Genomic DNA, 24,166 nt, shown 5'->3' on the forward strand with positions numbered 1-24,166 from the left:
AAACCCTTTTATTTTTGATAATTTTTTAAAAAAATCAACATTTTACATCAAGCAAAACTTAATTAATTTTAATCTTCGATTATACTCTCAAATTATGAAAACCATATGAAAAAGGTTCCAATTTTCCCTTGGAACCTTTAAATTATTCATCTAAAAACTCTAAATAACTGTCATCATTATTTTTATCATGAATGACCACTTTCGTTTTAGCCGGTACATTTTCCATAATCCACTTGGCATCAGAAACCGTTAAACGAATAGAACCGTAGGCCTTCACATTATGTTTACGTGTGACCTTTTGTCCTAACATTTTGGCTTGCTTAGTTATGACCTTACCATCCTTGTTAAAAGGTACCGATTCAAAGCGGTACACGCCATCCCCTTTAAAAGAGGTCCAATATTTTGCCCCATAACCTTTAGTTTCATCAAAATACCCTGTTCCTCGTCGCTTCTCAATTTTTTCATGACCTTCAGGCGTTTTTTGGTAATCACTTTGATGGTTTTCATAGTTTTTAGCTATGGATGCATACATAGTGTAAATAGTATACTTTCCAGAACGGATGTAAACTCTTTGTTTCTTAGGTGAAACTTCAATCCATAAGCGATGTTTATGTTTCTTGGTATTTTGATATTTGGTCAAACTCAAGTCAGGATACGGTAGACTTTCAGACGGCTTATTCCAATCAATATTTTGACTATCTTGAAGGGCCTTTTTTTGCTGAGTGGTTAATTTCTTTTGAATCGCTTTTTGACGTTTTTCCCTTTGCGCCCGTTTTTCCATTTTAATGGCATTCGCTTGTTCAGCTTTGTGGACATGGATGGCAGCGTAAACGGTCACAACAACCAAAATTACCGCTACAATCCAGGAAAAAAAGTTCCTTTTTTGCATAACTGTAACTCCTCGTTTTTTTCTTTCTTTAGCATACGAATTTTTCTCCCCTCTGTCAAACATCCAGCAAACTAATACTCTTTTTTAGATAAACGTGCTAGAATTATTCTTATCGACTAATATCAAAGGAGGTTTTTTTATGGTACAAGATTCATCAAAGCAGCCTAACCAAAAGCCTGAACCACTCATCAGCCCCTATGAAGATATCAAGTATGGCGAACCTTGGTATGTAGATGCGGAACTTGTTAATTTAAATCTACACAATTTAAAAAAAGCTCTCGCTTACTTGGATCAAACAACAAACATTGGTGATACTTATAGTGATGAAGCTTTGAGCCACAATATTCAACTGCTCTTATTGCGTGATTATGAAGAATTAGAAATTTACCACTACCCGATGGATATTTATCTGGGCCAAATTACCCTCTGGGAAGATGAAGATTCCACAAACGAGGAAGCCTCCCGCATTGCTGTTTCATACCTTTATCAGAATCAAATTCCGCTCCTCTTGGGATATTTGCCTGACGACTATACTTTACAGGTGCAAAACCTTTTAGATAGTGACCGTCCCCTCAAAGTCGCTACTTTCCTGGAAGGTGGGCCTTATAAAAATGTCATTTGGGAAAACGACCAACTTACTTTTGTTGAAAAAGAAAAATCCTATCACCTACATTTGATCATTGCATAAGAAAAGCCTCCTACCAACTGGCAGGAGGCTTATTTAAGATGCGCCACGGGGGAGTCGAACCCTCATTCTGAGAACCGGAATCTCATGTGCTATCCATTACACTAGCGGCGCAATATCAACCGACTTAAATATTATATTGCATTTTCTCTTTTTATGCAAGCACTTGCTTGTCAAAATTTTTATTTTTTAGCTTTAAATCAAAGTTCTATTCAACCTAGCTACTTTTTCCACAAACTAAACCTAAACCATTCTACCTCAATAACAGAAAATTTGCATCCATATTTATATACCTAATTATAACAATTTCTACTTTGTAGTTAGCATTGTTTGACACTTTAAACTTTTTCTGAAGATTTTTCCTAAAAAAGCTTGCATATTTTTTCCATAACTGGTATTATATTTTTTGTCGGTAAGCGACGATAACATTTTGGGTGGTTAGCTCAGCTGGCAGAGCAACGGACTCTTAATCCGTGGGTCCAGGGTTCGATCCCCTGACCACCCATTTAATTAGATATCTAATTACTATCTTTTATCAGTAATGATAATTTTGGGTGGTTAGCTCAGCTGGCAGAGCAACGGACTCTTAATCCGTGGGTCCAGGGTTCGATCCCCTGACCACCCATTTTTAATTTCGGTCTGGTTAAGGACCGTTTTTTTTATCTCCATTTTTTTATATTTACCAAAAAAGAAGCTCGCGACTAACGTCACGAGCTTCTTTAGATTTTACCAGGAGAAAAGTCCCACCATTGCTGCAGAAAGCAAGGAAACTAAAATCCCGGAAACTAAAAGATATAAAACATTTTTAGAAATGTAGTCATTCTTTTCATCGTCAACAATACCTTTAAAACATCCAATAATCATTCCCACAGTTGAGAAGTTAGCAAAGGACATCACAAAAGTTGTCAAGACCGCCCGGAAGTGTTCTGTAAAAGCAGAAGTCCCGATAGTCTTAGTCACATCTTGCATAACCACAAATTCGTTAGTTACCAACTTCATCCCCATGTATTGAGCCATCTTGAAGGCGTCATCAAATGGTAAACCAAGTAACCAAGCAAATGGGTACATAATAATCCCCAAAATGTGCTCTAAGGATAACCATGGGTGAACCACACCTAAAACATTGTCAATTAACTTAGCTAATGCCACAAAAGCAATAACATTAGCTACAATGATTAAGATTAACTTACCAGCACCGATAATTGAGTTACCCAAGAAGGAGAAGAATGGTTCCTTCTTACCATTAGCATCCAATGTTTCCGGGTTTGCCCCAATGGTTGCAATCGTATCTTCTTCAGCTGGAACGTCAACTGGATTCATCAAAGCCGTCACAATTAAAGCATTAAGTACGTTAATTGGAATTGCCGTTAAAATGTAACTAGGTGGCATCATTTGGGTATAAGCCCCCACAATTGATGCTGTCACACAAGACATGGACATCATAGCTAACGTCAAATTACGTTCCTTGTTCATTTGCTTTAATTGCAAAGTTGAAACAGCTAATGCTTCCGTGTTCCCTAAAAACATCATTTCAATCGCAAAAAATGATTCAAATTTAGGTTGACCGGTAATCTTAGAAATGGCCCAACCAATCCACTTAATAATGAATGGTAAAATCCCGATATAAGTTAAAATATCAAATAATGGCACAATCATTAATACGGGCATTAAAACAGAGAAGAACCAGTCTTTAGAATCCGTGTTGATTTGACTTGGAAAAGCAAAGGCTACCCCCTCATAAGCTACATCAACTAGGCTATTGAAACCAGCCGCTGCCGCCTCAACCATCATCCGACCAATTGAGAAGCTGGTTAAGAACCAGGCTAAAAATAAGTTCACGACAATCATCACACCGATGGACATCCACTTGATGGCTTTACGATCCTTAGAAAAAGCAAAACCAATTGCCAAGAAGATTAGTAAACCGAGAGCATTAACTAAAAGATACACTCTTTTTTCCTCCTTGAAAATCTATAAAATTGTTTTAAATTAGTATAACGATTTTTCAAGACTTTGTAAATTATCCGAACTTTTTCATTCATTTAAGTAATTCTCATTATAAAAATTCAAAAAAGGATTTACTAAAACCTTTTACAAGGTTAATTTACCCGAATATTGCTTAAAAATCTCATTTAATCTCGTTTTTTGTCATTAAACTTTAATTTTTATCATGGTATTTTATTTTATAAAACGCTTGCATTTGTTAAAAGTTGCTTTATAATGAAGGTGTAAAGAAGATACGGTTAATTCACTGAGTTCGCAAATGCGATTTTGGTAACGAAGTATGGACACTTCTAGGTTAGATTAAGGGTTGAATTAACATCATCTTCTTAAATGACCAGAACCAATGAGATTTAATAACGAACCGTCGAGATTATCAAAGAAGATTATAAAGATTATTTTATGACGGTGCAAGGTTATTAAGGCTCGTTGGTTTTTCTTTACAATTTTCCAAGGAGAATTTTTTATGCCTAAAACACTTACTTGTAAACAAACCTTAGCTATTACAAATCACCGCATTCTAAATGGGGATTTAAATGAACATGGTACCCTTTTTGGCGGACGTTTAATGGAAATTCTAGATGCAACAGCCTCAGTGACCGCCCAAAGAGCTTGTCGTAGCCATCTAGTAACAGCGGCTTTAGACAACGTCCAATTCATCGCTCCTTTCACATTGGATGATGCTATGTGTATCGAAACCTACTTAACAGGAAGCGGAACGCGGTCTATGGAGGTTTTCGTAAAAATTATTGGGGAAAAAATGTTGACGGGCGAACGTTTTTTAGGTGCAACAGCTTTTATTACCTTTGTTGCTACCGACGATGATGTTACCATCCCCGCGGTTAAACCCGAAAGCGATGAAGAAATTTACCTATGTCGAGGTTACTCTAAAAGAAAGCAACAACGTCAATTGAACTACCAAGCTCAAAAAGATATGAAACAACACCTCAGTTTAAAACAACCTTGGTTGTAAACTAAAAAGCCATTTTTGCATTTAACCAATGCAAAAGTGGCTTTTTTAATTCTTAGTTAGATTCGTGCCCAAACATTTTCTAAAACATTAGTTTGTTCACGGTCTGGCCCTACAGAGAAGGTCGAAACTTTTACCCCCACTAAATCTTGGATTCGGTGAATGTAGTTACGCGCATTTTCTGGTAACTCTTCCAATGTCTTGCAAGCAGTAATATCTTCTGACCACCCCGGAAGTGTCTCATATACTGGCTTACATGCTGCTAATTCCTTCAAGGAAGCTGGGTAATGGTAAATTTTTTCACCATTTAGCTCATACGCAGTACAGATCTTAATTTCGTCTAAACCAGTTAACACATCTAAACAATTCAAACAAAGGTTAGTTAAACCGGAAACACGCTTAGAGTGGCGCATCACAACTGAATCAAACCAACCGATACGGCGCGGACGCTTAGTAACTGTCCCATATTCATGCCCAATTTCGCGAATCCGATCACCAATTTCATCATGTAATTCGGTAGGGAAAGGACCGTCTCCGACCCGAGAAGTGTAAGCTTTACATGCTCCCACTACCTTGTCGATTTTGGCAGGACCAACCCCACTCCCGATAGTTACTCCCCCAGCAACTGGGTTAGAGGAGGTTACGAATGGGTAAGTTCCATGGTCAATATCTAACATAACCCCTTGAGCACCTTCGAATAAGACCCGCTTACCAGCATCTAAGGCATCGTTTAAGACAACAGAAGTATCCGTCACATATTCCTTGAAACGTTGGCCATAAGCGTAGTATTCTTCAAAAATATCATCGAAGTTTAAAGTTTCAGCATCATAGAATTTTTCAAACAAGCGATTTTTTTCTTCCAAATTAGTCTTTAATTTTGCTTCAAAAGTTTCACGGTCCAATAAATCAGCGACACGAATCCCGACCCGAGATGCCTTATCCATGTAAGCTGGACCAATTCCCTTGTTAGTGGTTCCAATCTTGTTACTCTTCTTAGAAGCTTCTTGGAGCTTATCTAGAGCAATATGGTAAGGTAAAATGACATGGGCTCGATCAGAAACCCGTAAATTACTTGTAGAAATTCCGTTTTCTTTCAAATAGTCTAACTCTTCAACTAAAGATTTAGGATTTAATACAACCCCATTACCAATCACGGCAATCTTTTCGGAGTAAAAAATCCCGGATGGAATTAACCGTAATTTGTAAGTCTTACCATCAAAAGCAATCGTATGACCGGCATTGTCGCCCCCTTGGTAACGGGCAATCACTTCCGCATCATGACTCAAAAAGTCGGTAATCTTACCTTTTCCTTCGTCGCCCCATTGGCTCCCTACAACAACAACTGATGACATATCTTCACCTCGTTAATTTATCTGCAATGCACTGACGAGTGCATTTTTTTCTAAGCGGAAGGTTCCACTTAACACCACTTGCTATTGTAACAAAAAGTTATCCTTTCTTCAACAGAAACCGAATATTATTATCCGGAAATGAAAATATTTTTTTTATTAGCGAACTTTAAATTAAATTTAGGGGCGTTTAAAAATAAAAAAGGCAATTAAAATTGCCTTTTCCCTTAAAATTTCACTTCTTTGTCTGAATATCCCTTTTCAAAAAGATCGCGGCTAGCTTGGAAACTCTCAAAGACCATATTACGCACAGCAACATCCGTATAGAAAGCTCGGTGTGGCGAAATTAAAACATTGTCGCGTGCAAATAAGTTATTAAAGGCCGGATAATCTGGCTTGCGATTACCCAAATCGTGATTAAAGACCTGCGTTTCATCTTCCATCACATCTAAGGCCGCTCCAGCAATCTGACCACTATCTAAAGCAGCAATCAAGGCCTCCTCATCAATTAAAGGTCCCCGCGAAGCATTCACAATAAGTGTACCCGGACGCATCTTAGCAAAAGCTGCTTGGTCTAACATATGGTGAGTACTGTCCAAAAGGGGCACATGTAAAGTTACCACGGTCGCTTGAGCGTATAGCTCGTCTAAACTGTCAACATAAATGCCCGTCTTTTCTAATTCTGGGTTACGGAAAGCATCGTAAGCGATAACCTTAGCCCCAAAACCTTGGTAAATTTGTATAGCGACGCGACCGATATGACCGGTTCCCACAACCCCAATTACTTGTTGATTCAACTCACGAGAAATTTGCGGTGCCCACCGAAAGTCTCCTTGCGCCATCTTTCGGTCGTATTCCTTAGTCCGCCGCAAGAGATTCAACAATTGCGTAACGGTAAATTCTGCAATCGCTGCTGGTGAGTAGACCGGTACGTTAGTGACTTTTATCCCTAACTTAGCGACAACTTGTGGATTAATACCGTCCACCCCAACATTACGTACAGAAAAATTCTTAATACCGTAACTCGCTAATTTTTCAAAAACTTCATCAGCATAGGGGTTTAACTGTAGGGCTGTTACGCCATCGAAACCTTGAGCCTGGGTAACTGTTTCCGGCGTAAGTAGTTCTTGGGTAATCTTGACTTCCACCCCAGGATTAGCTTGACACCATTGGTCCACAAAGGGCTTTTCATCATCACGAATACCAAAAGCAATAATTTTCACGATTCCAACTCCTTTACTAGTATATCTATACCATAGCACAATAATCTGAAAAGACCTTAAGAGATTGATAATTTTCAACTAAAAAAGCGACTTGTTAAGACAAATCGCAAAGTTTTATTATTTTAATCCAGTTTCTTTGAGATAGGCGGCAATTCTAACTTGGTTATCCTGACCTTTATGCAAGAGCAAGCGTGGTAAAACCTTTGCTCTTGGTGCATGAGTTCTCAAGAGACGAATAGAACGCGTCCGTTTCCCAGAAATAGCAGTTTCCATAGCAAAAGGCACGATATCTTTACCTGCAAAGCCATTCTTTTTTAAAAGATCCTTAATCACCATCGGTGCTGTCCCAAACCAAATAGGGTAACCAATAAAAATGGTGTCATAGTTAGCTAAATCAGGAATAGGCGTAATCTGTTCTGGTGTCGCCCCAGTAATCCATTCCTTAAAAGCTCGGGTCTTATCGTGCCCCGTATAAGCGGGATTACCTTTTAATTCGATAATGTCACCACCAACCGCTTGGTGAACTTCATGAGCTAAATCACTTACTTCATCAGCTGGAGAGAAGTAAAGCACCAAAGTTTTGTACATTGGCTTCGCTACCTTTAAATCGGTTGGCATAGTTTTATTGAAGAAGTACCCTAATAAAGCTACCACAATAATAAAAGCTAACACAATGATAGTTCCTAATGTTGACATAAATTTTTCACCCTTTCGTAACCTTGTTATCAAGGCTCGCTTCCAATCTATAGAAGTATTTTACCGCTATTAAATCAAGTTGAGTTAATTTTTTACCTTCCCGTTAGCCATCTTAAACTTTTCTTAATAATTATTGATCATCTCGCAAGGAAAGCGAAGAAAACTTGTTATAAGATTTCATAAAAAGGAGGTTAACCGTTCCTCGCGCGCCCCCCGATTCTTTTCAATAATTAACTCTACCGGACTAGAACTACTATCTGAATCCGGCATTCCCGGTATAGGCATCCCGGAACCATCATCATTACCGTCCTGAGAACCTTCTCTTTCATAGTAATCATCTCGGTAAAGGAAAGCTACGATATCAGCATCTTGTTCAATTGAACCAGATTCCCGAATATCAGATAGCACTGGCCGCTTATCTTGTCGTTGTTCTACCCCACGGGAAAGTTGGGATAGGGCAATCACAGGCACATTTAATTCCTTAGCTAACTTCTTTAATTGTCGCGAGATTTCAGAAACTTCTTGTTGACGACTTTCTTTATTGGAACCTTCAATCAGTTGGAGATAATCAATCACAATTAACCCAAGATTCTTAGTCTCCTTGGCTAAACGACGACATTTAGCGCGAATTTCAGAAACCTTAATTCCCGGGGTATCATCAATAAAAATCGACGTTCGACTCAAAGAACCTGAAGCCATCATTAAATGTTGCCACTCTTCATCTGTCAAGTTCCCCGTCCGCATGTGACCGGCATCAATCATTCCTTCGGCACATAACATCCGGTTAACTAGAGATTCTGCCCCCATTTCCAAAGAAAAAATAGCTACCGTCTTATCCGTCGCTAAACCAACATTTTGTGCAATATTCAAAACAAAGGCCGTCTTCCCAACAGCCGGCCGAGCTGCCAAGATAATTAAATTATCCGGTTGCAGTCCCGCTGTCATCCTATCAAAATCTGCAAACCCCGTTCCTAACCCTGTAATCGTCTCTTTTCTTTGAGAAAGGTCTGCGATATTTTGGTAAGATTCTGCAATGATATCCTTAATCTTCAAAAAGCCACTTGTAGTACGGTTTTCTGAAATACGCATGATATCTTGCTCAGCCTTGTCCACCAAACTTTGTATATCACCATCTTGATTTTGAGTTCGCGAAATAATATCCCGCGCAGCCGCAATCAATTTCCGTGACGTGGACTTTTCTGAAACAATTTTAGCATAGTTAGCTACGTTTGATGCCGATGGTACAATCCCCGCTAATTCAGCTAAATAAGCCGGCCCTCCCACATCTTCTAATTGATTTTGTTCAGCTAAGTAATTCGCTACTGTCAACGGATCCAGAGGTTCATCGCGGTCGTTTAAGTCAACAAAAGCCTGAAAAATTTGCTTATGTGCACTGCGATAAAAATCTTGGGCTTCCAAATATTCCTGAGCATCAGCGAGAGTATCATTATCAATAATAATGGAACCTAGGACAGATTGTTCCGCTTCAATATTTTGGGGTGGTAACCCTTCTTGTAAGCTAGCTTCCACGCTTTCGTTGTTCATAAAAACTCCTTTCGTTTAAAAAATCACCAACAAACGCGGTGATTTCTAACAGTCATTATTTTTCGGCAATGTGTACTCTAATCTTGGCAGAGACTTGGTTGTGTAATTTAACTGGGACATTGACATAACCCATGGAACGAATTGGTTCATTCAATTCCATCTTACGCTTATCAATCTTAATACCATATTGTTTTTCCATAGCTTGTGAAATTTGCTTGCTAGTAATGGAGCCAAATAAACGACCATCACTGCCGGCTTTAGCCGTCATTTCAACCACAAAGTCACCTGATTCAAGTTTTTCTTTTAAGACCTTAGCTTCGGCCAAAACTTCGGCTTCGTGCTTGGCTTCCGCCTTTTGTTGACCACGTAAAGCTGACATTGCCTTAGCGTCGGCTTGTTTAGCCTTGTTGGCCTTAATCAAAAAGTTCGCGTAACCATCAGGAACTTCCTTTACTTCTCCCCGCTTACCTTTACCACGTACGTCTTGTGTAAAAATAACTTTCATTTTGTTTTCCTCACATTCTTTATTTGTTTTCTTCAGCGTCTGCTTGTAATAAGGCTAACAAGTCCTGACGCGCTTGAGCCACCGTGGTGTCCTTGATTTGAGTTGCTGCATTGGATAAGTGCCCCCCACCACCAAGTTGTTCCATAATGACCTGCACATTTTTCTTCCCATTACTCCGTGCAGAAATCCCAACTGTATCCTCATTCCGCCGGGTAATTACAAAGGAAGCCTCTACGCCACTAATATTCAACAAAGAGTCGGCAGCTTGAGCGGCCGTAACTGGATCATAAATCCGTTCTTCTTCACCAGTACTAAGGGCGTTGTCATCCAAGAGTTCCAGCCGTTCCAAAAGGTGGTTGCGTTGGATGTAATCCTTGGCATTTTCCTTGGTAAAGTGGCGGGACATTTCGGGATCGGCCCCCACTGACCGTAAGTAACTCGCCGCATCAAAGGTCCGCGTCCCTGACCGTAGGGCAAAGGACTTGGTATCAATGATAATCCCCGTTAACATCGCAGTAGCCTCAATCTTATTGATTGGTTCGAGATCTTTTTGTTGGTACTCAAACATTTCCGTAATCAATTCACAAGTTGAGCTTGCATAAGGTTCAATGTAGACCAACATCGGATTTTGTGGAAACTCTTCGCCCCGCCGGTGGTGATCAATAATCATGGTCCGATTGGCCATGGCTTCGTAAAGTTCGAGGCTAACGGACATAGATGGCTTGGAGTGATCCACCATAACTAAAAGATCACTGTTAATCGCTCTTTCTAAAGCCTCAGCTGGACTAATAATACTTTGGGCAATTTCAGGATAATCTTCTAAACTTTCTAATAACCGTAAAATATCACTGTGGAGATTTCCCTTATCCAAGACAATCCAGCATTTTTTTTGATTCATGGCTGCAATCCGCCGAACTCCCAGGCAAGCACCAATGGAATCCATATCACAGTTTTTATGTCCCATGACAAAAACTTGTTCACTTTGTCGCATTAAATCCTGGAGGGCTTGAGAAATCATCCGCGCCCGCACTCGGGTTCGTTTCTCTAACGGATTGGTTTTTCCGCCATAGAATCGAGCTTGCCCATCTTTGGCTCGCACAACAACTTGGTCTCCTCCCCGCCCTAAGGCCAGGTCCAAGTTACTTTGGGCCTGGCTAGCTAAATTCGCAAGATTATCCCCGCCATAAGCTATACCAACACTTAAGGTAATCGGATTATTACGCTTAGAGGTATACTCACGAATTTCATCTAAGATTTTGAATTTCTCTTCTTCCATTTTTTCCAACATGGACGTGTAACCTAAAACAAAGTAATGGTCTTCATCAATGCGCTTTAAGTACATTTTAAACCGCTCCGCCCAATCCGACAAGGTCGTAGTTACATAGCTACTTAGGCGCGAAATCTCTTGATCATTTAAGGATTTAGTTACCTCATCATAGTTATCCAAAAAAATTTGGCCTAAAACTACCCGTGAATCTTCATATTGGTGTTTATAACCTATGTATTCCGTAACTTCAAAGAGATAAACCGCTCGAATTTCTTTTTGCACCCGAAAGGTGTAATACTTATCTTTCCAGGAGATTTCACAAAAATTATCATCATCTTGATGGATAACAATCAAGTCTGCTAAAGTTTCATCAACTTCCTTTAAGGGGTGACCTAAAATTTTTTCCTTACCAAAATAGCGTTGCATGGCAGGATTAACCCAAGCAATTTCCGCTTTTTCATTGTAAAACAAAATCCCAATCGGTAGACGCAAGAAAGATTCTTGCTCTCCCTTTTTAATGCGATAAGATAAGTCTGTCAAATATTCACTTGTATTTTGGTTGGTCTGATAGACCACATTTATTGTAATGACGATTACGATAATCACAAAGAGTAAAGCCACCAGTCCCACTAACCAACTAAGATGAAAGCCTAAAACCACAAAGGCCATCGCCATCACCCAAAGTAAAGCTGCTAACAGACGGAGTTTCACATTTGCAAAGATTGCTGGTAGTCGCCAGGAGTCGCGTGTAAAAAATCTTTTCATTTTATTCCCCGCAATCTCTCTCCTTATAGGAGAGTATTTTACTGACAGAAAATTCATCCTTCATTTTATCACAAGTAACTTATTTTTGCTTGCAAAAAAGCCCCACCGGTTCTTGAATCCCGACGGAGCAATGTTATGAGTTTACAATTTAATTTTAGCGCAAAAAATTCAGTTAAAATAGGAGGGAAAACAAAATTGAAAAAAATTTAATTTTAAACTCTTTCTTCCAAACGGAACCAGCCACGCTTACTAAAGAAAGCATACATGTCATTTAAGAAAAAAATGCTGTAAGAGAAGATTAAAGCAAAATTACCGTCACCTTGCAACATGGTTTGGGTCCAAAGAGCAATCGTAAAGACCGAAGAAATAGTCCATACAAAGTATTGCTCCCGTTTCCGATTTAATTCTAATAAAGAACCAGTAATGGCCATCGCCAGGTTCAAACTGTCTAAGAAGACCCGTGGATCATTGGTCATGCTAAAGAGCCAGTAAACAATCCCCCAAGTTACAAGGAAGAAAATAATATATTTGACCCATTCCAGCTGATTCAAATTTTTCAACTTGAATGTCATCATTCCACTTCGGATCTAAAATACAGAAGAGGTCTAAAAAAATCAAGTAACCAATTTGTTCCCAAGCCGTCGCGTAGTTTCCGGCCATAAAACCCGTGGAGGCAATGGCCAGGGCGGAAATAGCTCCAGCCCACCCTTGAATTCCGGAACGGTTAGAAATCCCCAGAACACAGGCCACCGATAAGTTCCCCCCGATAAATGAAAGTAAAGACGCAATTGGGGTTTGACCAAAGGATTGAATTAATGAGATAATTTGTAAGATAAAGTTAAAAGCTAAGAGCGCATAAGAAAAAGCACCCCAACCTTGGCATTGTTTCCACAGCCAAGCAAAATAACCTTTCCGGAATACATTTTTAGAGTATTCTGGCAGGTGGGTTAAGACATCATGATAACGTTCAAACATAAGTTACATCCTTCAATTTTTGATTTACTCCACTGATCAGATGAGTATTTTTACCAACGCCGGTAAAAACGACAAGGATTATTATAGGACATATCTTAGGAGTTGACAAGCGTTTTTTCACTATATATTGTGTTAAAAAATTCAAAAAACACAATATATAGTGTCTGAACTTATCTTTAGTTTTATTCTTGGCACTCAGTGTAATGAGGTGATTTTATGCAAAAAAATTTTAGCCAAAGATGTTTTTCTTGGTTTAAACAGGTTTTAATTTTCATCGGGATGCTAATCTTGATGGAACTCCCCCAATCCGGGCTTTTATTGGCTAATAATAACCAAAATATTTTCTTAGCCTGGGGACTTTTTTTCGGATTTTATGCCCTTTTCTTCATAGTGGCTTTTAAGTTTCTCAAATTCAAGGGGCTCTATCGACCTTGGCAAAGTGGTAACGGAAGATTCTTGTTATGGATGTGGATTACCTTAATGGGCTGTAAAATTATTTTTACCAGTTTAAATATGCTTATTTACCACCAAGAAACCTCTGCCAACGATCAAGCATCGTAAATTTAATGCAAAAAAATCCCACCACCGCCGTCATGACCGTAGTAATGGCTGTGATTTTCGCCCCCTTGACAGAGGAATTAATCTTCCGCGGACTTTTTATGAATTTTTTCTTCCGTAAAAGTGATTTCTGGGCCATCTTTGTCAGTGGTTTGATCTTTGGGTTAGCCCACAGTTCAACAACCCTAGCCAGTGTCATTCTTTACTGCAGTATGGGCTGGGTCTTGGGGTATACCTACCGCAAAAGTCAAAATTTAGTAGTTTCAACTAGTTTGCACTTTATCAATAATCTACCTGCAGTTTTACTCTTACTTACAGGAAATTAGAATTTCTTTACCCTCCTTGATTTACTTCCATGGTAAAATTAAGGAGGGTAATTTTTTACAATAAGGAGGTTTCTCGTGATGAAACACAAATTACTCGTAACACGGTTAATTTTAATCGCCACACTTTTTTGTGGCTTTTTAACCTTGCCAATCAAGGCCTTAGCCGTGGATGCTAACAGTGCCGATGGTACAACGACCCACACCCTTTCTAAATCCTATGTGGTTTACGGAGCGGGCGTGGCCAAGGAACTTTACAGTAAGATTGATGAGGTCTTAGGTACAGATTCTAACTTTCAAACCTTAACATCCACCGCCGCTGATTACCGTACTTATATTTCCAGTGGCTCTAGCACTACCGATGCTGCCATGATTTCTTCGGTCGCCATTGCGCCAGGAGATCCTGGTTCAGGGGTGAAGGTCAACATTCAGAACTATAATGGTCAAAACAATATTACTACCGTAACTTCTCAGCAATATGCCATGGTTGCCCAAATGGCCGGGGTAACCGACGTAACCATCGTTGTCACCGCTAACCGAGCTGTCTCAGGTGAAGCTGCTTTGACCGGGGTTTATAAGGCCTTCGCTCAAGACGGAGTAACTTTGAATAGTAAAAACACAACTACTGCCAATAATATGTTGAGTGCCACGCAAGATGCTATCAAGGAAAATAGCGGTGATGCTACTTATCCAGGAAAATTAATGGCTGCAGTTGGAGACACAACTAAGGAAATCTCTCAAGAAAAACAAAAAGGGAATACCTTAACTGCCACTGACATCAAACAAATTTTAGAAGAAGCTTTAGCTAAGCGAGATATTGACCAACAAACTTCTAGTAACAGCATAACTAACATCGTCAATGTTTTAGTCAACTTCCAAAGCGCGCCAATTTCTTCTAGTAAGAAATACGTTACTAATATCTCTAATACCATTAATAACGTCAAAAATTCAACTGGTAACCTAATGAATAAAGCCAAAGATTGGGCTAATAGCGAAGCAGGCCATAAACTTGCCTCCGACGCCCAAGGCTGGTTTAGTCGTTTGATTGCCTGGATTCAAAGTCTTTTTAATTAACCTAAAAAAGTCGCTAGTAACCAAAAATTACTTGCGACTTTTTTTAGTGACGCTTATCGACATATATTTCATCTTGCGACCACAATAGCTTACCACCGTAGAGGAGAAGTCCGAGAAAAGTTAAGGCATTAAAGGTCAAAATGAAGGACAAAGATGCGGTCAATTTTTCATCAAACTGAACTAAAAACCAAATTATAACCATGACAATTAAAGCTCCCCATTTCGCCACTAAAGTCACCTTAGGCGTCCAATAAAAGAGGACCCCTTTGTAATTTTCCCAAAGACGTGAGTGTTGTGCTTTTTGTCGGGTTAGAAAGGTCCGTATTTCTAAACCTAAATAATGACGCCAACGTGGGTAAACCGTCAAACAAAGCCCAACTAGGCCCCAACAATATAAACAGATAAAAATTGCACGGTTATAACTTAGACTTTGATATTCATCACCCGCGAGAACTAAAAGCCCAAATGGTAATCCCAAAATAGCAAGCCACCCTAACCACGACCAGATTTTTTCCATTTTATCCCTTCTTTCCTTAATCTAATTTACTCTCAGTCTAACAAAGGATTAGAAAGAAACTCTGAGGGCTTTATGAAAAAAGTTTGAATCTCAAAAAAAGTCGCAACCATAGTTACGACTTTCATTAAAATATCAGTTTGATTAAGCTTCAGAAGCACCAGAAGTTGCATCTGTAGCTACATCTTCGACAGATGGTAAGGGAGTTTCCTCCTTAACTTCAGGTTTAGCAAAGACAGGTGCTTCAGAACTTTCTTCTTCAGAAGCACCAGAAGTTGCATCCGCTGCTGGAGTAGGTGTGGCTGGAGCAGCTCCGTGAGCAGAAGCGCCAGAGCTTGCATCAGCGGCGTTAGGGTCATCAACTAACATTTGGCCCGTAGCCTTCAAGTAGTATTGCACGACTGGCCAAAGATCAAGCACGATTTCGTTAATTCCACGGTAACGACCATCGTCATCAGTCATGGCACCGTAGTAGTGTAAGATAGCAGGGCCATTCTTCTTCCAGCCTGGCACTAACATCTTCACGTCCTTGTCACCATTACGTAACATGTTAATCACCCGCTTAGCTCCGGCTTTGGCACGTTCTGGGTGCACATTTTCCAAAGAGTCCCCTGCTTGGTCTGGAGTCCGGGCAGCCAACATATCCTTAGCTTCCAACATATGGTTGTAGTAAAGGAACTGGTTGTTGTCATCAGCGTAAGTTAATTCAAATGGCATAGAATTTAAGAACCAGTTTAATTGGTCTACTGATAAAACCCCACGATCTAACTTCACGAAATCGGAGCCTGAAGCAGCCTTAGTAATCTTCGCCGCCTTTTCAACCCATTCAGGATCATCAGGTTCAACTCCTTGAATCGTTGTGTCGATTGGACTGGAAACCGTCATATCTTCATCTTGCCAGTTTTTTACTTCTTTAATATTCACTGCTTTCAATACCTTTACCCATTTTGTGAACTTATTGATTACACTAGTTAAGAAGTTAACCGTACCTTCATTGTTCAAGTTACCTTCTTCGTCAAAAGCGGTCTTAGCATTTCCCAACAAGAATTCGTCACTTGGCATCACCAAAGCGTTAACCCCCGGTGATTCCAAAATTTGCCGTAAGCTCAATTGGGCACGAGAAGTCCCTTGAGTACGATAAGAAGCCCCTACTAAAAGGACCGGTTTTTCCTTGAAGGGGTGTAAGTTAAATGACAACCATTCAATGACACTCTTCAAAGCTGCGGTCGTGGTGTGGTTATGTTCTGGAGTTGCCAAAATCACCCCATCAGCTTCCTTAACTTTTTTGTTTAAGTATTGGATGACCTCGCTATTTGATTGGTCGTTACCTTCATTAAACATAGGCACATCTTTGATATCTAAGATTTCCAAATTTAATTCTGGAAATTGTTTTTGGATAAATTGTAGTAATTTTTTATTGTATGATTCTTCTGCAATAGAACCAGCAATCCCAACTAATTTCATAAATGCTCTACCTCCTACTTATTTTGGGCAACAAAATCATTAAATGCTGACATTTGAGCTTCTAAGTCTTTTACCATATCTTCGTTAGTTAAAGTCCCGTCTTCGTTAAAAGCCTGGAAACCACGCCCCACTAAGAATTCTTGACTTGGCATTAAAGCAGCGCTTAATTCCGGCGCATTCAAGATTTGACGTAAGTGGTCTTGGGCACGAGAAGTCCCCAAACTCCCATATGAAACTCCAGTAATTAAAACAGGCTTGTCGTGGAATGGTTGGTTAACGTAGGAGAACCATTCCATGGCATTCATTAAAACAGCTGGCACAGAGTGGTCATATTCCGGTGTGGCAAAAATCACTCCGTCTGCTTGGGCAATTTTTTCATCTAAAACTTGCACTTCGGTAGGTAAATTTCCTCCTGGCACCTTGTAAAAGACTGGTAAGTTGCTGATATCAATGATTTCAATTTCTGCTTGGTCTTTAAAGTGTGTTTGAATAAACTTCATAAGCTTCTTATTCAATGATTTGTCATAGTTTGTGCCGGCAATACCGATATATTTCTTCAAAATTCTCAACCCCTTGTAATATCTAATCTAACGTTAAAAAATTCACAATTTTTAGAAAACGCTTTACGAATTTAATGTATCATTTAATTTCAAAGATTTCAATTAACTTTTTTTGCATAATTTTGCAACTTTTATCACTAATTTAACACGACTATTCTCTCAATATCAAGATATATATGCCTAAAAAGTTATAATTTGGTGGACAAAATGAGAAGAACTTACGTTTACAGTATAAACCTTTTTATCCTAAAGGCTAGTGATTTATTTAAGAGAAACGGAAAGAGAAAATTGCAATTAAAAAGAATTTAGACAGAGTTAATTATTCTTTCCACTTCCTTAAAGGAAATTTCCAACCTCTTTACCAAGCAACTGTTTACCTACCCGAATTTCGATGTAATTTTGGTTTCGCAAATTCAAATGCTAACGGCCGGAATTTTGATTTTCACCATCGCGAGTTTTACCCAAGGCGTAACCATCATTTTTTGTCCCCTCAAAAAGGTCCTGCCTAAAACTGACAGGACCTCTTAATTTTTAAACTTTGCTTTTGCGCCCTTCTTGGAGATAGTAGGCCAAGAGGACAATTAAAATAAAGATAACCTATCGAAACCGATACACGGGTATCAGGATTAATAAACATAAAGGCCAAAATCACCAACAAGGAAATCATGACAAAGTAATTTGACAAGGGGTAAAGTGGTAACTTGAAGGGGTGGTCCGTTAATTGAGCTTGGTTTTGCTTACGGAAACGTAATTCTGATAGAAGAATCACAAACCAAGGCACCATTCCCGGCAACACACTGGAACTGTAAACCAAAACAAAGAGGTTTTCGACTGATTTATTCACCATAGATAAAACCATATTCAAGATAAAACCAAATAAAATCCCGGCAGAAATTGATAAGATAGCAACGTTAGGTACCACATGCTTAGATAAGCGACTAAAAATCTTAGGTGCTTGTTTATCAATAGATAATTTAAACAGCATCCGACTTGCGCTATAAATCCCAGAATTAGCGCCAGACATAGCCGCTGTTAAAACTACAAAATTAATGATCCCGGCAGCTCCGGCAATCCCAACCTTAGAGAAGGTTTCCACAAAGGGAGAACCTACACTAGCCAATTGATCCCAAGGGTAAATAGTCACAATCACAAAAATAGCCCCAATATAGAAAATCAAAATCCGCCACACAATATCTTTAATCGAAGACACGATAGCTTTTTGCGGATTGGCCGCTTCCCCTGCAGTAATCCCTAACAATTCAATCCCTTGGTAAGATCCGACAATGATGGACATGGAGAAGAAGAAACCCTTCACCCCACCCGGGAAGAAACCACCATGTTGCCATAAGTTACTAAAACCTAAGGGATGCCAGTGATTTCCAAACCCTAATAAAATCACCATTAATCCAATAATAATCATAAAGATAATGGTTACAACCTTAATCATGGCAAACCAAAATTCCAGGTTCCCATAAGCTTTAGCAGAAGCCAGGTTAGCTAAAGTTAAAGTTATCACCACGACTAAACCAGAAATCCAATCCGGCAAGTTAGGCCACCAGTAATTTAAGTATTCCGTAACCGCAATCACTTCACTAATACCGACAACAATAAATTGAAAAATATTACTCCACTTGGTCAAATAACCTGCCGCAGGGTGTATGTATTCACTAGCATAATCAGCAAAAGAACCGGTACCTGGTTTGAGATAAATCATTTCTCCCAAAGCCCGCATGACCACATATAATAAGACCCCAACAAAAGCATATGCGAGTAAGACTGACGGTCCCGTCCATTTAATGGTCGACGTTGATCCCATGAACAAACCGACCCCGATGGTCCCCCCCAAGGCAATCATCTGCATCTGGCCGGAAGTCAGTGAGCGATTCAACTCCGTACTTTTTTTCTTATGGACATGGATTTGTGTCCTTTCATTTTTTCCCATGTTTTCCTCCAATAAAAAATCCGCCTGGATATTGGCTCCAGACGGTTAACTTGCTTTTAACAATTATCGCTACCAAAGAAGCCCAAAAACTTAAATTGTGGTTGTTTGGGTAGTGGATGATGTGGTTGTTTGATTGTTTTTTACTTTCAACATGTTACATTTCCTCCACTTTCTTTGATATACCGATAATAGCATATCCCTACTAGCTATGCAAATTTATTTAACTTTATCAAACGATATTTTTTGCCTAACTTAAAGGATTCTTCATCCTTTTTTAGATACCTTGAGCCCTCTTTTAACTTTAAAGCTTTGGTTAGTAGGTGAATCGCTTTAAAAAAATAAATCTTTTTAAAAATATGTAAGAAAATATAACACAAACAAAAAGTTGAACTTGACTTTTATGATAAAAAGATATTAAAATTATGAGGTAATCATTTAAAAATATCAAAAGAAAGCTGGGATACATATGCCAATGATCGAATTTAACCACGTAGATAAATACTACGGCGAATACCATGCCTTGAAAGATATTAATTTATCCTTCGAAAAAGGTGAGGTAGCAGTGATTATCGGACCTTCTGGTTCTGGTAAAAGTACTTTAATTCGTACTATTAACGGGTTAGAAAATATTACATCTGGCCAACTTACGGTCAATGGCTATGATCTCGCCGATAATAAAACTGATATTAATAAAATTCGTAAAAACGTGGGAATGGTTTTTCAACACTTCAATCTCTACAATAATAAAACCGTCCTCGAAAATATTATGCTAGCCCCCCGTATTGTCCTCAAGCGCGACGAACAAGAAAATAAGGATTTCGCTATGCACCTCTTGGAACTCGTGGGTTTAGCAAATAAAGCCGATGCTTACCCTCGCCAACTTTCTGGGGGGCAAAAACAACGGATTGCGATTGCACGTTCCTTAGCTATGAAACCCCAAGTTTTACTCTTCGACGAACCCACTTCGGCCTTAGATCCGGAAATGATTGATGATGTTTTAGCCGTTATGAAAAACATTGCCCAAACAACTGATATGACCATGTTAGTGGTCACACACGAAATGGGTTTTGCTCGCGAAGTAGCCGACCGCGTAATTTTCTTTGATCAAGGACAAGTCGTTGAAGACGACCCTACCGAAGAATTCTTCAAACAGCCTAAAGAAGAACGCGCACGTCAATTCTTAAGCAAGATTATCGTCCACAAATAGGAGGCTTTCTATGACAAAAAGAACTTTTCTCTGGCGCGGACTCTTAGTGATTACCTTAATTGGAGCTTTTTTAAGTCTGAAACCTTTAAGCAGTCAAGCTAAGAGCGTCAATTTATACCAAGAAGACAAGAAAACCAAAACCTTAACTTGGGGTGTTAAGGCTGATACCAACCTCTTTGGTTTGATGAATATCAAAAATAGCCGAATCGAGGGGTTTGATGTGGATATGGCCAAGGCCTTAACCCAACAAATCTACGGTAAAAATGCTAAAGCCAAATTTATCCAAGTGACAGCCGATACTAAGATTCCTCTCCTAAAAAATGGAAATCTAGATGCCGTTATCGCCGTAATGACAATTACGCCTGAAAGAGCGAAAATTGTTGATTTCTCGCAACCTTACTTTGCCGCCGGGCAATCCCTCTTGGTCAAAAAAGGCTCAGCTATCCAAAATGTTAAAGATTTAAATGATAAAACAGTCTTAGCGGTTAAAGGAACGACCACAGAAGCTGACATTAAAAAAGTTGCTCCCCAAGCTAAGGTCTTACAATACGGGGACTACGCTCAAGCCTTCGTGGCCCTCCAATCCGGCCAAGGACAAGCCATGGCGGCCGATAATGGGATTTTGTATGGTTTAGCTAAAGAAAACCAAAACTACCGCGTCACCGGTGGAACTTTCACTGCTGCTCCTTACGGAATTGCGGTTAACAAGGGGCAAAAAGACCTTTTAAACCACATTGACCAAGCTTTAGTGGAACTCAAAGAAAATGGGACTTATGCGAAAATCGCCAACAAATGGTTTGGAGATGTCGCCGGTTTTGATTACAAGGAGGCCAGTAAATGATTGAAATTTTAAGCACTAACGGGCAAGCCTTCTTAACTGGTTTTCTCAATACTGTCTTTTGTAGTTTATTAGCGTTGATTTTTTCTTTAATTATTGGGGCGGGCATGGCCATTTTAGAAACCCTCCCTTCCAAATTCTGGTCTCGTTTAGCCCATGCCTATGTGGAACTTTTCCGAAATATCCCCCTTTTGGTTATCACTATGTTCTTATATGTCGTGGTACCTAAATACGTGATGCCTCTAAGTGGTTTTGCAGCTGGGACGATTGGTTTAACTCTTTATACCTCATCTTTCATTGCTGAAACTGTAAGAGCCGGGATTCAGTCTATTGACGTCGGACAAATGGAAGGAGCACGCGCCAATGGTTTAACCTATTGGCAAGCCATGCAATATATTATCTTGCCCCAAGCTTTTAAAATTGTGATTCCCCCTCTAGGAAACCAATTCATCAACTTAATTAAAAACTCTTCCGTTTTAGCATTTGTGGCTGGTTTTGACCTCATGTATCAAGGAGATATCATTGCCGCAACCAACTTTAGAACGATTGAGACTTACATTGTTGTAGGGGTCTTATACTTGATTTTGACCTTACCAATGTCGTATTACATGCGCTACCTGGAAAAGAAATTAGCTTAGGAGGGATATTATGAGTATTTTAAGTGACGCTTATTCTTGGATTAACCTCCGCTACTTACTCTTGGGGTTGGGAGTTACCATTTATGTTTCGCTAATTTCGATTGTTTTATCAGCTATTTTTGGCTTAATTTTAGGGATTATTCGTTATAGTAAAATCCCTGTGTTTTCAACTATCATCGGATTTATCGTCGATATTATTCGTAATTTGCCCTTACTTTTGTTGATTTTCTTTACCTTCTTTGGTTTACCAGAATTAGGTTTACGGCAATCTCCAACTTCGGCAGCAATCACCGCTTTGGTGGTCTTTGAATCTGCTATGATTGCCGAAATCGTCCGTAGTGGGATTCTAGCTGTTGATTCTGGTCAAATGGAAGGGGCTCGAGCCAATGGTTTAACTTATTGGCAAGCCATGCGCCACATTATTTTGCCCCAAGCCATCAGCAAGATGATTCCCGCCCTAGTTTCCCAATTTATTTCCTTAGTCAAGGATACTTCTTTGGCGACAATCATTGTGTTACCGGAATTATTGTACCGGGCCCAAATCATCTACGGTCAAGACAGTCGTTATATGTTACCGATGTATGTGATTATCGCTGCCATGTATTTTGTCGTTTGCTACTCCCTTTCCCGAGTAGCCAAACGTTTAGAAAAACGACTGAACTAAAAAACGTATATCTAAAATTCCTCATGAGCAATTATGAGGAATTTTTTATTGACTTTTTCACAAAAAGGATTAGAATTATATTAAATTGTGAGATTAATTAGAGACTTTGATGAGAAGAGTAGCTAAAAGGAAGCTTTGATTAAATAGCGACTACCGAGGGTGCAAGGGTAGAAAGACGAACTTTAGTGAAGATGAGCTCGGAGTCAAGCGCGTGGTGCAAGCTGCTCGCTCGTCGGGATGCGATACTATCCATGACATGTTTGTGTCAAGAGGTCACTGACAAGAAGGGTGGTACCGCGGTTTTCAATCGTCCCTGGAATTTTTCCAGGGATTTTTTGTATTTTAGGAGGTTTTTTAGATGAGTTTTTTAACAGATTTAGTTCACAGCCCTTACCAGGGCGATCACAACACCGGAGCGGTTGTCCCCCCCATTTACACAGCCACGACCTATGCTTTTAAGGACGTAGATGGTCCCGAACGTTTTGACTACTCTCGTTCTGGTAACCCTACCCGCCAAGCCCTAGAAGACCAAGTCGCTAAACTCGAAGCGGGGCATGCCGCTTTTGCCTTTGCATCTGGTATGGCGGCCATTCATGGGGCTTTAGCTATTTTTGAAAAAGGCGACCACATTATTGTCGGCCAACAAATTTATGGAGGAACCTTCCGCTTAATTTACAATTACTTCTTACGTTGGGGCTTAGAAGTCACGGCGGTTGACACCCGCAAACCTGAAGAAATACGTGCTGCCATCCGGGCTAATACCAAGGCTATTTACTTTGAACCTTTAACCAATCCGCTCTTACAAGTAACCTCCGTCAAGCAAATCGCAGCCTTAGCCCAAGAATATGGTCTACTAACGATTGTAGATAATACCTTTTTGACCCCCTATCTACAACAACCATTAAAACTCGGAGCCGATATCGTCATTCACTCCGCCACTAAATACTTAGCAGGCCACTCGGATGTCAGCGCTGGAATTGTAGTCGTTAAAGATTCATACCTGGCTAAACGCGTCTACTTTAATCAAAATGCCCTGGGAGGCATCCTCTCTCCTCAAGATGCAAACCTAGTTCGACGCGGGATTCAAACCTTAGCTCTAAGGATGGATCGGCAAATCGCCAATACTCAAGCCATCATTACCTTTCTCAAAACGCGCCCGGAAATCACGCAAATTAACTACCCTTACCAACCGGACCAAGCCGGTTTTGATATTATTCAGGCCGAAAGTAAAGGTTTAGGTGCGCTCTTTTCCTTTGAACTAGCCACAAGCGTCGATGTCGCTAAATTTGTTAGCAGCCTGAAGCTCATTAATTTGGCTGTTTCCTTAGGTGCTGTTGAAACTTTAATCGAACTACCTTATAAAATGAGCCATGCCGAATTATCCGACGCCGAATTAGCCACTGCGGGGATTTCCAAGCAGCTCATTCGTTTAGCCGTTGGTATCGAAGACGTACAAGACTTAATTGCTGATTTAACTCAAGCCCTTGATATAGCTTGTCAAAAATAGGAGGATT

General features: G+C 39.7%; 21 protein-coding genes, 3 tRNA genes and 2 pseudogenes. 12 read left to right on the plus strand and 14 right to left on the minus strand.

The genetic code is table 11. From position 1 onward, the window contains the following. Positions 1 to 142: 142 nt before the first annotated feature. Positions 143 to 889 (minus strand): L,D-transpeptidase, encoded by a 747-nt coding sequence (locus tag JCM10991_RS04370; protein ID WP_025020678.1) that lies wholly within the window; start codon positions 887 to 889, stop codon positions 143 to 145. A 139-nt stretch (positions 890 to 1,028) separates the two neighbouring features. Between JCM10991_RS04370 and JCM10991_RS04375 the strand changes: the two genes are divergently transcribed. Then, positions 1,029 to 1,577 carry a hypothetical protein gene (locus JCM10991_RS04375; RefSeq protein ID WP_023860083.1) on the plus strand — a complete coding sequence of 183 codons (549 nt, stop codon included), beginning with the start codon at positions 1,029 to 1,031 and terminating at the stop codon, positions 1,575 to 1,577. A gap of 39 nt (positions 1,578 to 1,616) precedes the next feature. On the opposite strand, the gene JCM10991_RS04380 is transcribed toward JCM10991_RS04375, so the two are convergent. Beyond that, positions 1,617 to 1,688, minus strand: a tRNA-Arg gene (locus tag JCM10991_RS04380). Between the two features lie 318 nt (positions 1,689 to 2,006). Here JCM10991_RS04380 and JCM10991_RS04385 point away from each other — a divergent pair. Together JCM10991_RS04385 and JCM10991_RS04390 are read left to right on the plus strand one after the other, a co-directional pair. Continuing rightward, positions 2,007 to 2,079 (plus strand) — tRNA-Lys (locus JCM10991_RS04385). Between the two features lie 47 nt (positions 2,080 to 2,126). Further along, a tRNA-Lys gene (locus tag JCM10991_RS04390) sits at positions 2,127 to 2,199 on the plus strand. Between the two features lie 101 nt (positions 2,200 to 2,300). On the opposite strand, the gene JCM10991_RS04395 is transcribed toward JCM10991_RS04390, so the two are convergent. Further along, positions 2,301 to 3,524 carry a NupC/NupG family nucleoside CNT transporter gene (locus tag JCM10991_RS04395; RefSeq protein WP_025020679.1) on the minus strand — a complete coding sequence of 408 codons (1,224 nt, stop codon included), beginning with the start codon at positions 3,522 to 3,524 and terminating at the stop codon, positions 2,301 to 2,303. A gap of 517 nt (positions 3,525 to 4,041) precedes the next feature. Between JCM10991_RS04395 and JCM10991_RS04400 the strand changes: the two genes are divergently transcribed. Continuing rightward, complete coding sequence (locus JCM10991_RS04400; protein WP_023859895.1) at positions 4,042 to 4,548, plus strand: acyl-CoA thioesterase; 507 nt, start codon at positions 4,042 to 4,044, stop codon at positions 4,546 to 4,548. A gap of 56 nt (positions 4,549 to 4,604) precedes the next feature. Here JCM10991_RS04400 and JCM10991_RS04405 read toward each other — a convergent pair whose 3' ends face one another. The 7 genes and pseudogenes from JCM10991_RS04405 to pnuC form a co-directional block, all read right to left on the minus strand. Continuing rightward, entirely contained in the window at positions 4,605 to 5,897 is a 1,293-nt protein-coding gene (locus JCM10991_RS04405) for an adenylosuccinate synthase (protein WP_023859894.1), read from the minus strand. Positions 5,898 to 6,121: 224 nt separating this feature from the next. Continuing rightward, the gene (locus tag JCM10991_RS04410) at positions 6,122 to 7,117 is read right to left on the minus strand and encodes a D-2-hydroxyacid dehydrogenase (RefSeq protein WP_025020680.1); all 996 of its coding nucleotides are present in this window, start codon (positions 7,115 to 7,117) and stop codon (positions 6,122 to 6,124) included. Positions 7,118 to 7,234: 117 nt separating this feature from the next. Continuing rightward, positions 7,235 to 7,813 (minus strand): flavodoxin, encoded by a 579-nt coding sequence (locus JCM10991_RS04415; RefSeq protein ID WP_023859892.1) that lies wholly within the window; start codon positions 7,811 to 7,813, stop codon positions 7,235 to 7,237. Between the two features lie 130 nt (positions 7,814 to 7,943). Next, positions 7,944 to 9,358 (minus strand): annotated as a pseudogene (dnaB, locus tag JCM10991_RS12635) (replicative DNA helicase). A 55-nt stretch (positions 9,359 to 9,413) separates the two neighbouring features. Beyond that, positions 9,414 to 9,863, minus strand: coding sequence for a 50S ribosomal protein L9 (gene rplI, locus JCM10991_RS04425; RefSeq protein ID WP_023859890.1), 450 nt, complete (start codon positions 9,861 to 9,863; stop codon positions 9,414 to 9,416). Between the two features lie 19 nt (positions 9,864 to 9,882). Beyond that, the gene (locus JCM10991_RS04430; protein WP_025020681.1) at positions 9,883 to 11,895 is read right to left on the minus strand and encodes a DHH family phosphoesterase; all 2,013 of its coding nucleotides are present in this window, start codon (positions 11,893 to 11,895) and stop codon (positions 9,883 to 9,885) included. Between the two features lie 212 nt (positions 11,896 to 12,107). Further along, a pseudogene (gene pnuC, locus JCM10991_RS12640) lies at positions 12,108 to 12,870 on the minus strand (nicotinamide riboside transporter PnuC). 216 nt (positions 12,871 to 13,086) lie between these two features. Between pnuC and JCM10991_RS14370 the strand changes: the two are divergent. The 3 genes from JCM10991_RS14370 (at position 13,087) to JCM10991_RS04450 (ending at position 14,825) form a co-directional block, all read left to right on the plus strand. Continuing rightward, a complete protein-coding gene (locus JCM10991_RS14370; RefSeq protein WP_025020682.1) occupies positions 13,087 to 13,431 on the plus strand; it encodes a hypothetical protein in 345 nt (114 codons plus the stop codon). A 5-nt stretch (positions 13,432 to 13,436) separates the two neighbouring features. Then, positions 13,437 to 13,754: a CPBP family intramembrane glutamic endopeptidase gene (locus JCM10991_RS12645; protein ID WP_025020683.1), complete on the plus strand. Its 318-nt coding sequence runs from the start codon at positions 13,437 to 13,439 to the stop codon at positions 13,752 to 13,754. Between the two features lie 78 nt (positions 13,755 to 13,832). Then, complete coding sequence (locus tag JCM10991_RS04450) at positions 13,833 to 14,825, plus strand: DUF1002 domain-containing protein (RefSeq protein ID WP_025020684.1); 993 nt, start codon at positions 13,833 to 13,835, stop codon at positions 14,823 to 14,825. Positions 14,826 to 14,868: 43 nt separating this feature from the next. Here the strand turns inward: JCM10991_RS04450 and JCM10991_RS04455 are convergent, their stop codons facing one another. The 4 genes from JCM10991_RS04455 to JCM10991_RS12655 all read right to left on the minus strand — a co-directional run bounded on the left by JCM10991_RS04455 (position 14,869) and on the right by JCM10991_RS12655 (position 19,305). Further along, the gene (locus JCM10991_RS04455) at positions 14,869 to 15,342 is read right to left on the minus strand and encodes a hypothetical protein (protein WP_025020685.1); all 474 of its coding nucleotides are present in this window, start codon (positions 15,340 to 15,342) and stop codon (positions 14,869 to 14,871) included. Between the two features lie 141 nt (positions 15,343 to 15,483). Further along, the gene (locus tag JCM10991_RS04460; RefSeq protein ID WP_023859885.1) at positions 15,484 to 16,803 is read right to left on the minus strand and encodes an NAD(P)H-dependent oxidoreductase; all 1,320 of its coding nucleotides are present in this window, start codon (positions 16,801 to 16,803) and stop codon (positions 15,484 to 15,486) included. A 14-nt stretch (positions 16,804 to 16,817) separates the two neighbouring features. After that, complete coding sequence (locus tag JCM10991_RS12650) at positions 16,818 to 17,363, minus strand: NADPH-dependent FMN reductase (protein WP_081708788.1); 546 nt, start codon at positions 17,361 to 17,363, stop codon at positions 16,818 to 16,820. 505 nt (positions 17,364 to 17,868) lie between these two features. Beyond that, entirely contained in the window at positions 17,869 to 19,305 is a 1,437-nt protein-coding gene (locus JCM10991_RS12655) for an amino acid permease (RefSeq protein WP_155889571.1), read from the minus strand. Between the two features lie 466 nt (positions 19,306 to 19,771). Between JCM10991_RS12655 and JCM10991_RS04475 the strand changes: the two genes are divergently transcribed. From JCM10991_RS04475 to JCM10991_RS04495, 5 genes are all read left to right on the plus strand, one after another. After that, entirely contained in the window at positions 19,772 to 20,512 is a 741-nt protein-coding gene (locus tag JCM10991_RS04475) for an amino acid ABC transporter ATP-binding protein (protein WP_023859405.1), read from the plus strand. 10 nt (positions 20,513 to 20,522) lie between these two features. Beyond that, positions 20,523 to 21,353: a transporter substrate-binding domain-containing protein gene (locus tag JCM10991_RS04480; protein ID WP_025020686.1), complete on the plus strand. Its 831-nt coding sequence runs from the start codon at positions 20,523 to 20,525 to the stop codon at positions 21,351 to 21,353. Next, positions 21,350 to 21,988, plus strand: a complete 639-nt coding sequence (locus tag JCM10991_RS04485; RefSeq protein WP_023859403.1) for an amino acid ABC transporter permease — start codon at positions 21,350 to 21,352, stop codon at positions 21,986 to 21,988. The genes JCM10991_RS04480 and JCM10991_RS04485 overlap by 4 nt, the downstream gene beginning before the upstream one ends. A 10-nt stretch (positions 21,989 to 21,998) precedes the next feature. After that, a complete protein-coding gene (locus tag JCM10991_RS04490; RefSeq protein WP_025020687.1) occupies positions 21,999 to 22,652 on the plus strand; it encodes an amino acid ABC transporter permease in 654 nt (217 codons plus the stop codon). Between the two features lie 358 nt (positions 22,653 to 23,010). Next, positions 23,011 to 24,159: a trans-sulfuration enzyme family protein gene (locus JCM10991_RS04495; protein ID WP_025020688.1), complete on the plus strand. Its 1,149-nt coding sequence runs from the start codon at positions 23,011 to 23,013 to the stop codon at positions 24,157 to 24,159. Positions 24,160 to 24,166 lie beyond the last annotated feature (7 nt).

The sequence above is a fragment of the Ligilactobacillus equi DSM 15833 = JCM 10991 genome (assembly GCF_000615765.1).
GTDB classification, from domain to species: Bacteria; Bacillota; Bacilli; order Lactobacillales; family Lactobacillaceae; genus Ligilactobacillus; species Ligilactobacillus equi.

What these genes read in the sequence shown, in the direction of transcription:
- JCM10991_RS04370 (WP_025020678.1), bottom strand. Translation starts at nt 889, where the DNA reads ATGCAAAAAAGGAACTTTTTTTCCTGGATTGTAGCGGTAATTTTGGTT.
- JCM10991_RS04375 (WP_023860083.1), top strand. Translation starts at nt 1,029, where the DNA reads ATGGTACAAGATTCATCAAAGCAGCCTAACCAAAAGCCTGAACCACTC.
- JCM10991_RS04400 (WP_023859895.1), top strand. Translation starts at nt 4,042, where the DNA reads ATGCCTAAAACACTTACTTGTAAACAAACCTTAGCTATTACAAATCAC.
- JCM10991_RS04405 (WP_023859894.1), bottom strand. Translation starts at nt 5,897, where the DNA reads ATGTCATCAGTTGTTGTTGTAGGGAGCCAATGGGGCGACGAAGGAAAA.
- JCM10991_RS04415 (WP_023859892.1), bottom strand. Translation starts at nt 7,813, where the DNA reads ATGTCAACATTAGGAACTATCATTGTGTTAGCTTTTATTATTGTGGTA.
- rplI (WP_023859890.1), bottom strand. Translation starts at nt 9,863, where the DNA reads ATGAAAGTTATTTTTACACAAGACGTACGTGGTAAAGGTAAGCGGGGA.
- JCM10991_RS04430 (WP_025020681.1), bottom strand. Translation starts at nt 11,895, where the DNA reads ATGAAAAGATTTTTTACACGCGACTCCTGGCGACTACCAGCAATCTTT.
- JCM10991_RS14370 (WP_025020682.1), top strand. Translation starts at nt 13,087, where the DNA reads ATGCAAAAAAATTTTAGCCAAAGATGTTTTTCTTGGTTTAAACAGGTT.
- JCM10991_RS12645 (WP_025020683.1), top strand. Translation starts at nt 13,437, where the DNA reads ATGCAAAAAAATCCCACCACCGCCGTCATGACCGTAGTAATGGCTGTG.
- JCM10991_RS04450 (WP_025020684.1), top strand. Translation starts at nt 13,833, where the DNA reads ATGAAACACAAATTACTCGTAACACGGTTAATTTTAATCGCCACACTT.
- JCM10991_RS04455 (WP_025020685.1), bottom strand. Translation starts at nt 15,342, where the DNA reads ATGGAAAAAATCTGGTCGTGGTTAGGGTGGCTTGCTATTTTGGGATTA.
- JCM10991_RS04460 (WP_023859885.1), bottom strand. Translation starts at nt 16,803, where the DNA reads ATGAAATTAGTTGGGATTGCTGGTTCTATTGCAGAAGAATCATACAAT.
- JCM10991_RS12655 (WP_155889571.1), bottom strand. Translation starts at nt 19,305, where the DNA reads ATGGGAAAAAATGAAAGGACACAAATCCATGTCCATAAGAAAAAAAGT.
- JCM10991_RS04475 (WP_023859405.1), top strand. Translation starts at nt 19,772, where the DNA reads ATGCCAATGATCGAATTTAACCACGTAGATAAATACTACGGCGAATAC.
- JCM10991_RS04480 (WP_025020686.1), top strand. Translation starts at nt 20,523, where the DNA reads ATGACAAAAAGAACTTTTCTCTGGCGCGGACTCTTAGTGATTACCTTA.
- JCM10991_RS04485 (WP_023859403.1), top strand. Translation starts at nt 21,350, where the DNA reads ATGATTGAAATTTTAAGCACTAACGGGCAAGCCTTCTTAACTGGTTTT.
- JCM10991_RS04490 (WP_025020687.1), top strand. Translation starts at nt 21,999, where the DNA reads ATGAGTATTTTAAGTGACGCTTATTCTTGGATTAACCTCCGCTACTTA.
- JCM10991_RS04495 (WP_025020688.1), top strand. Translation starts at nt 23,011, where the DNA reads ATGAGTTTTTTAACAGATTTAGTTCACAGCCCTTACCAGGGCGATCAC.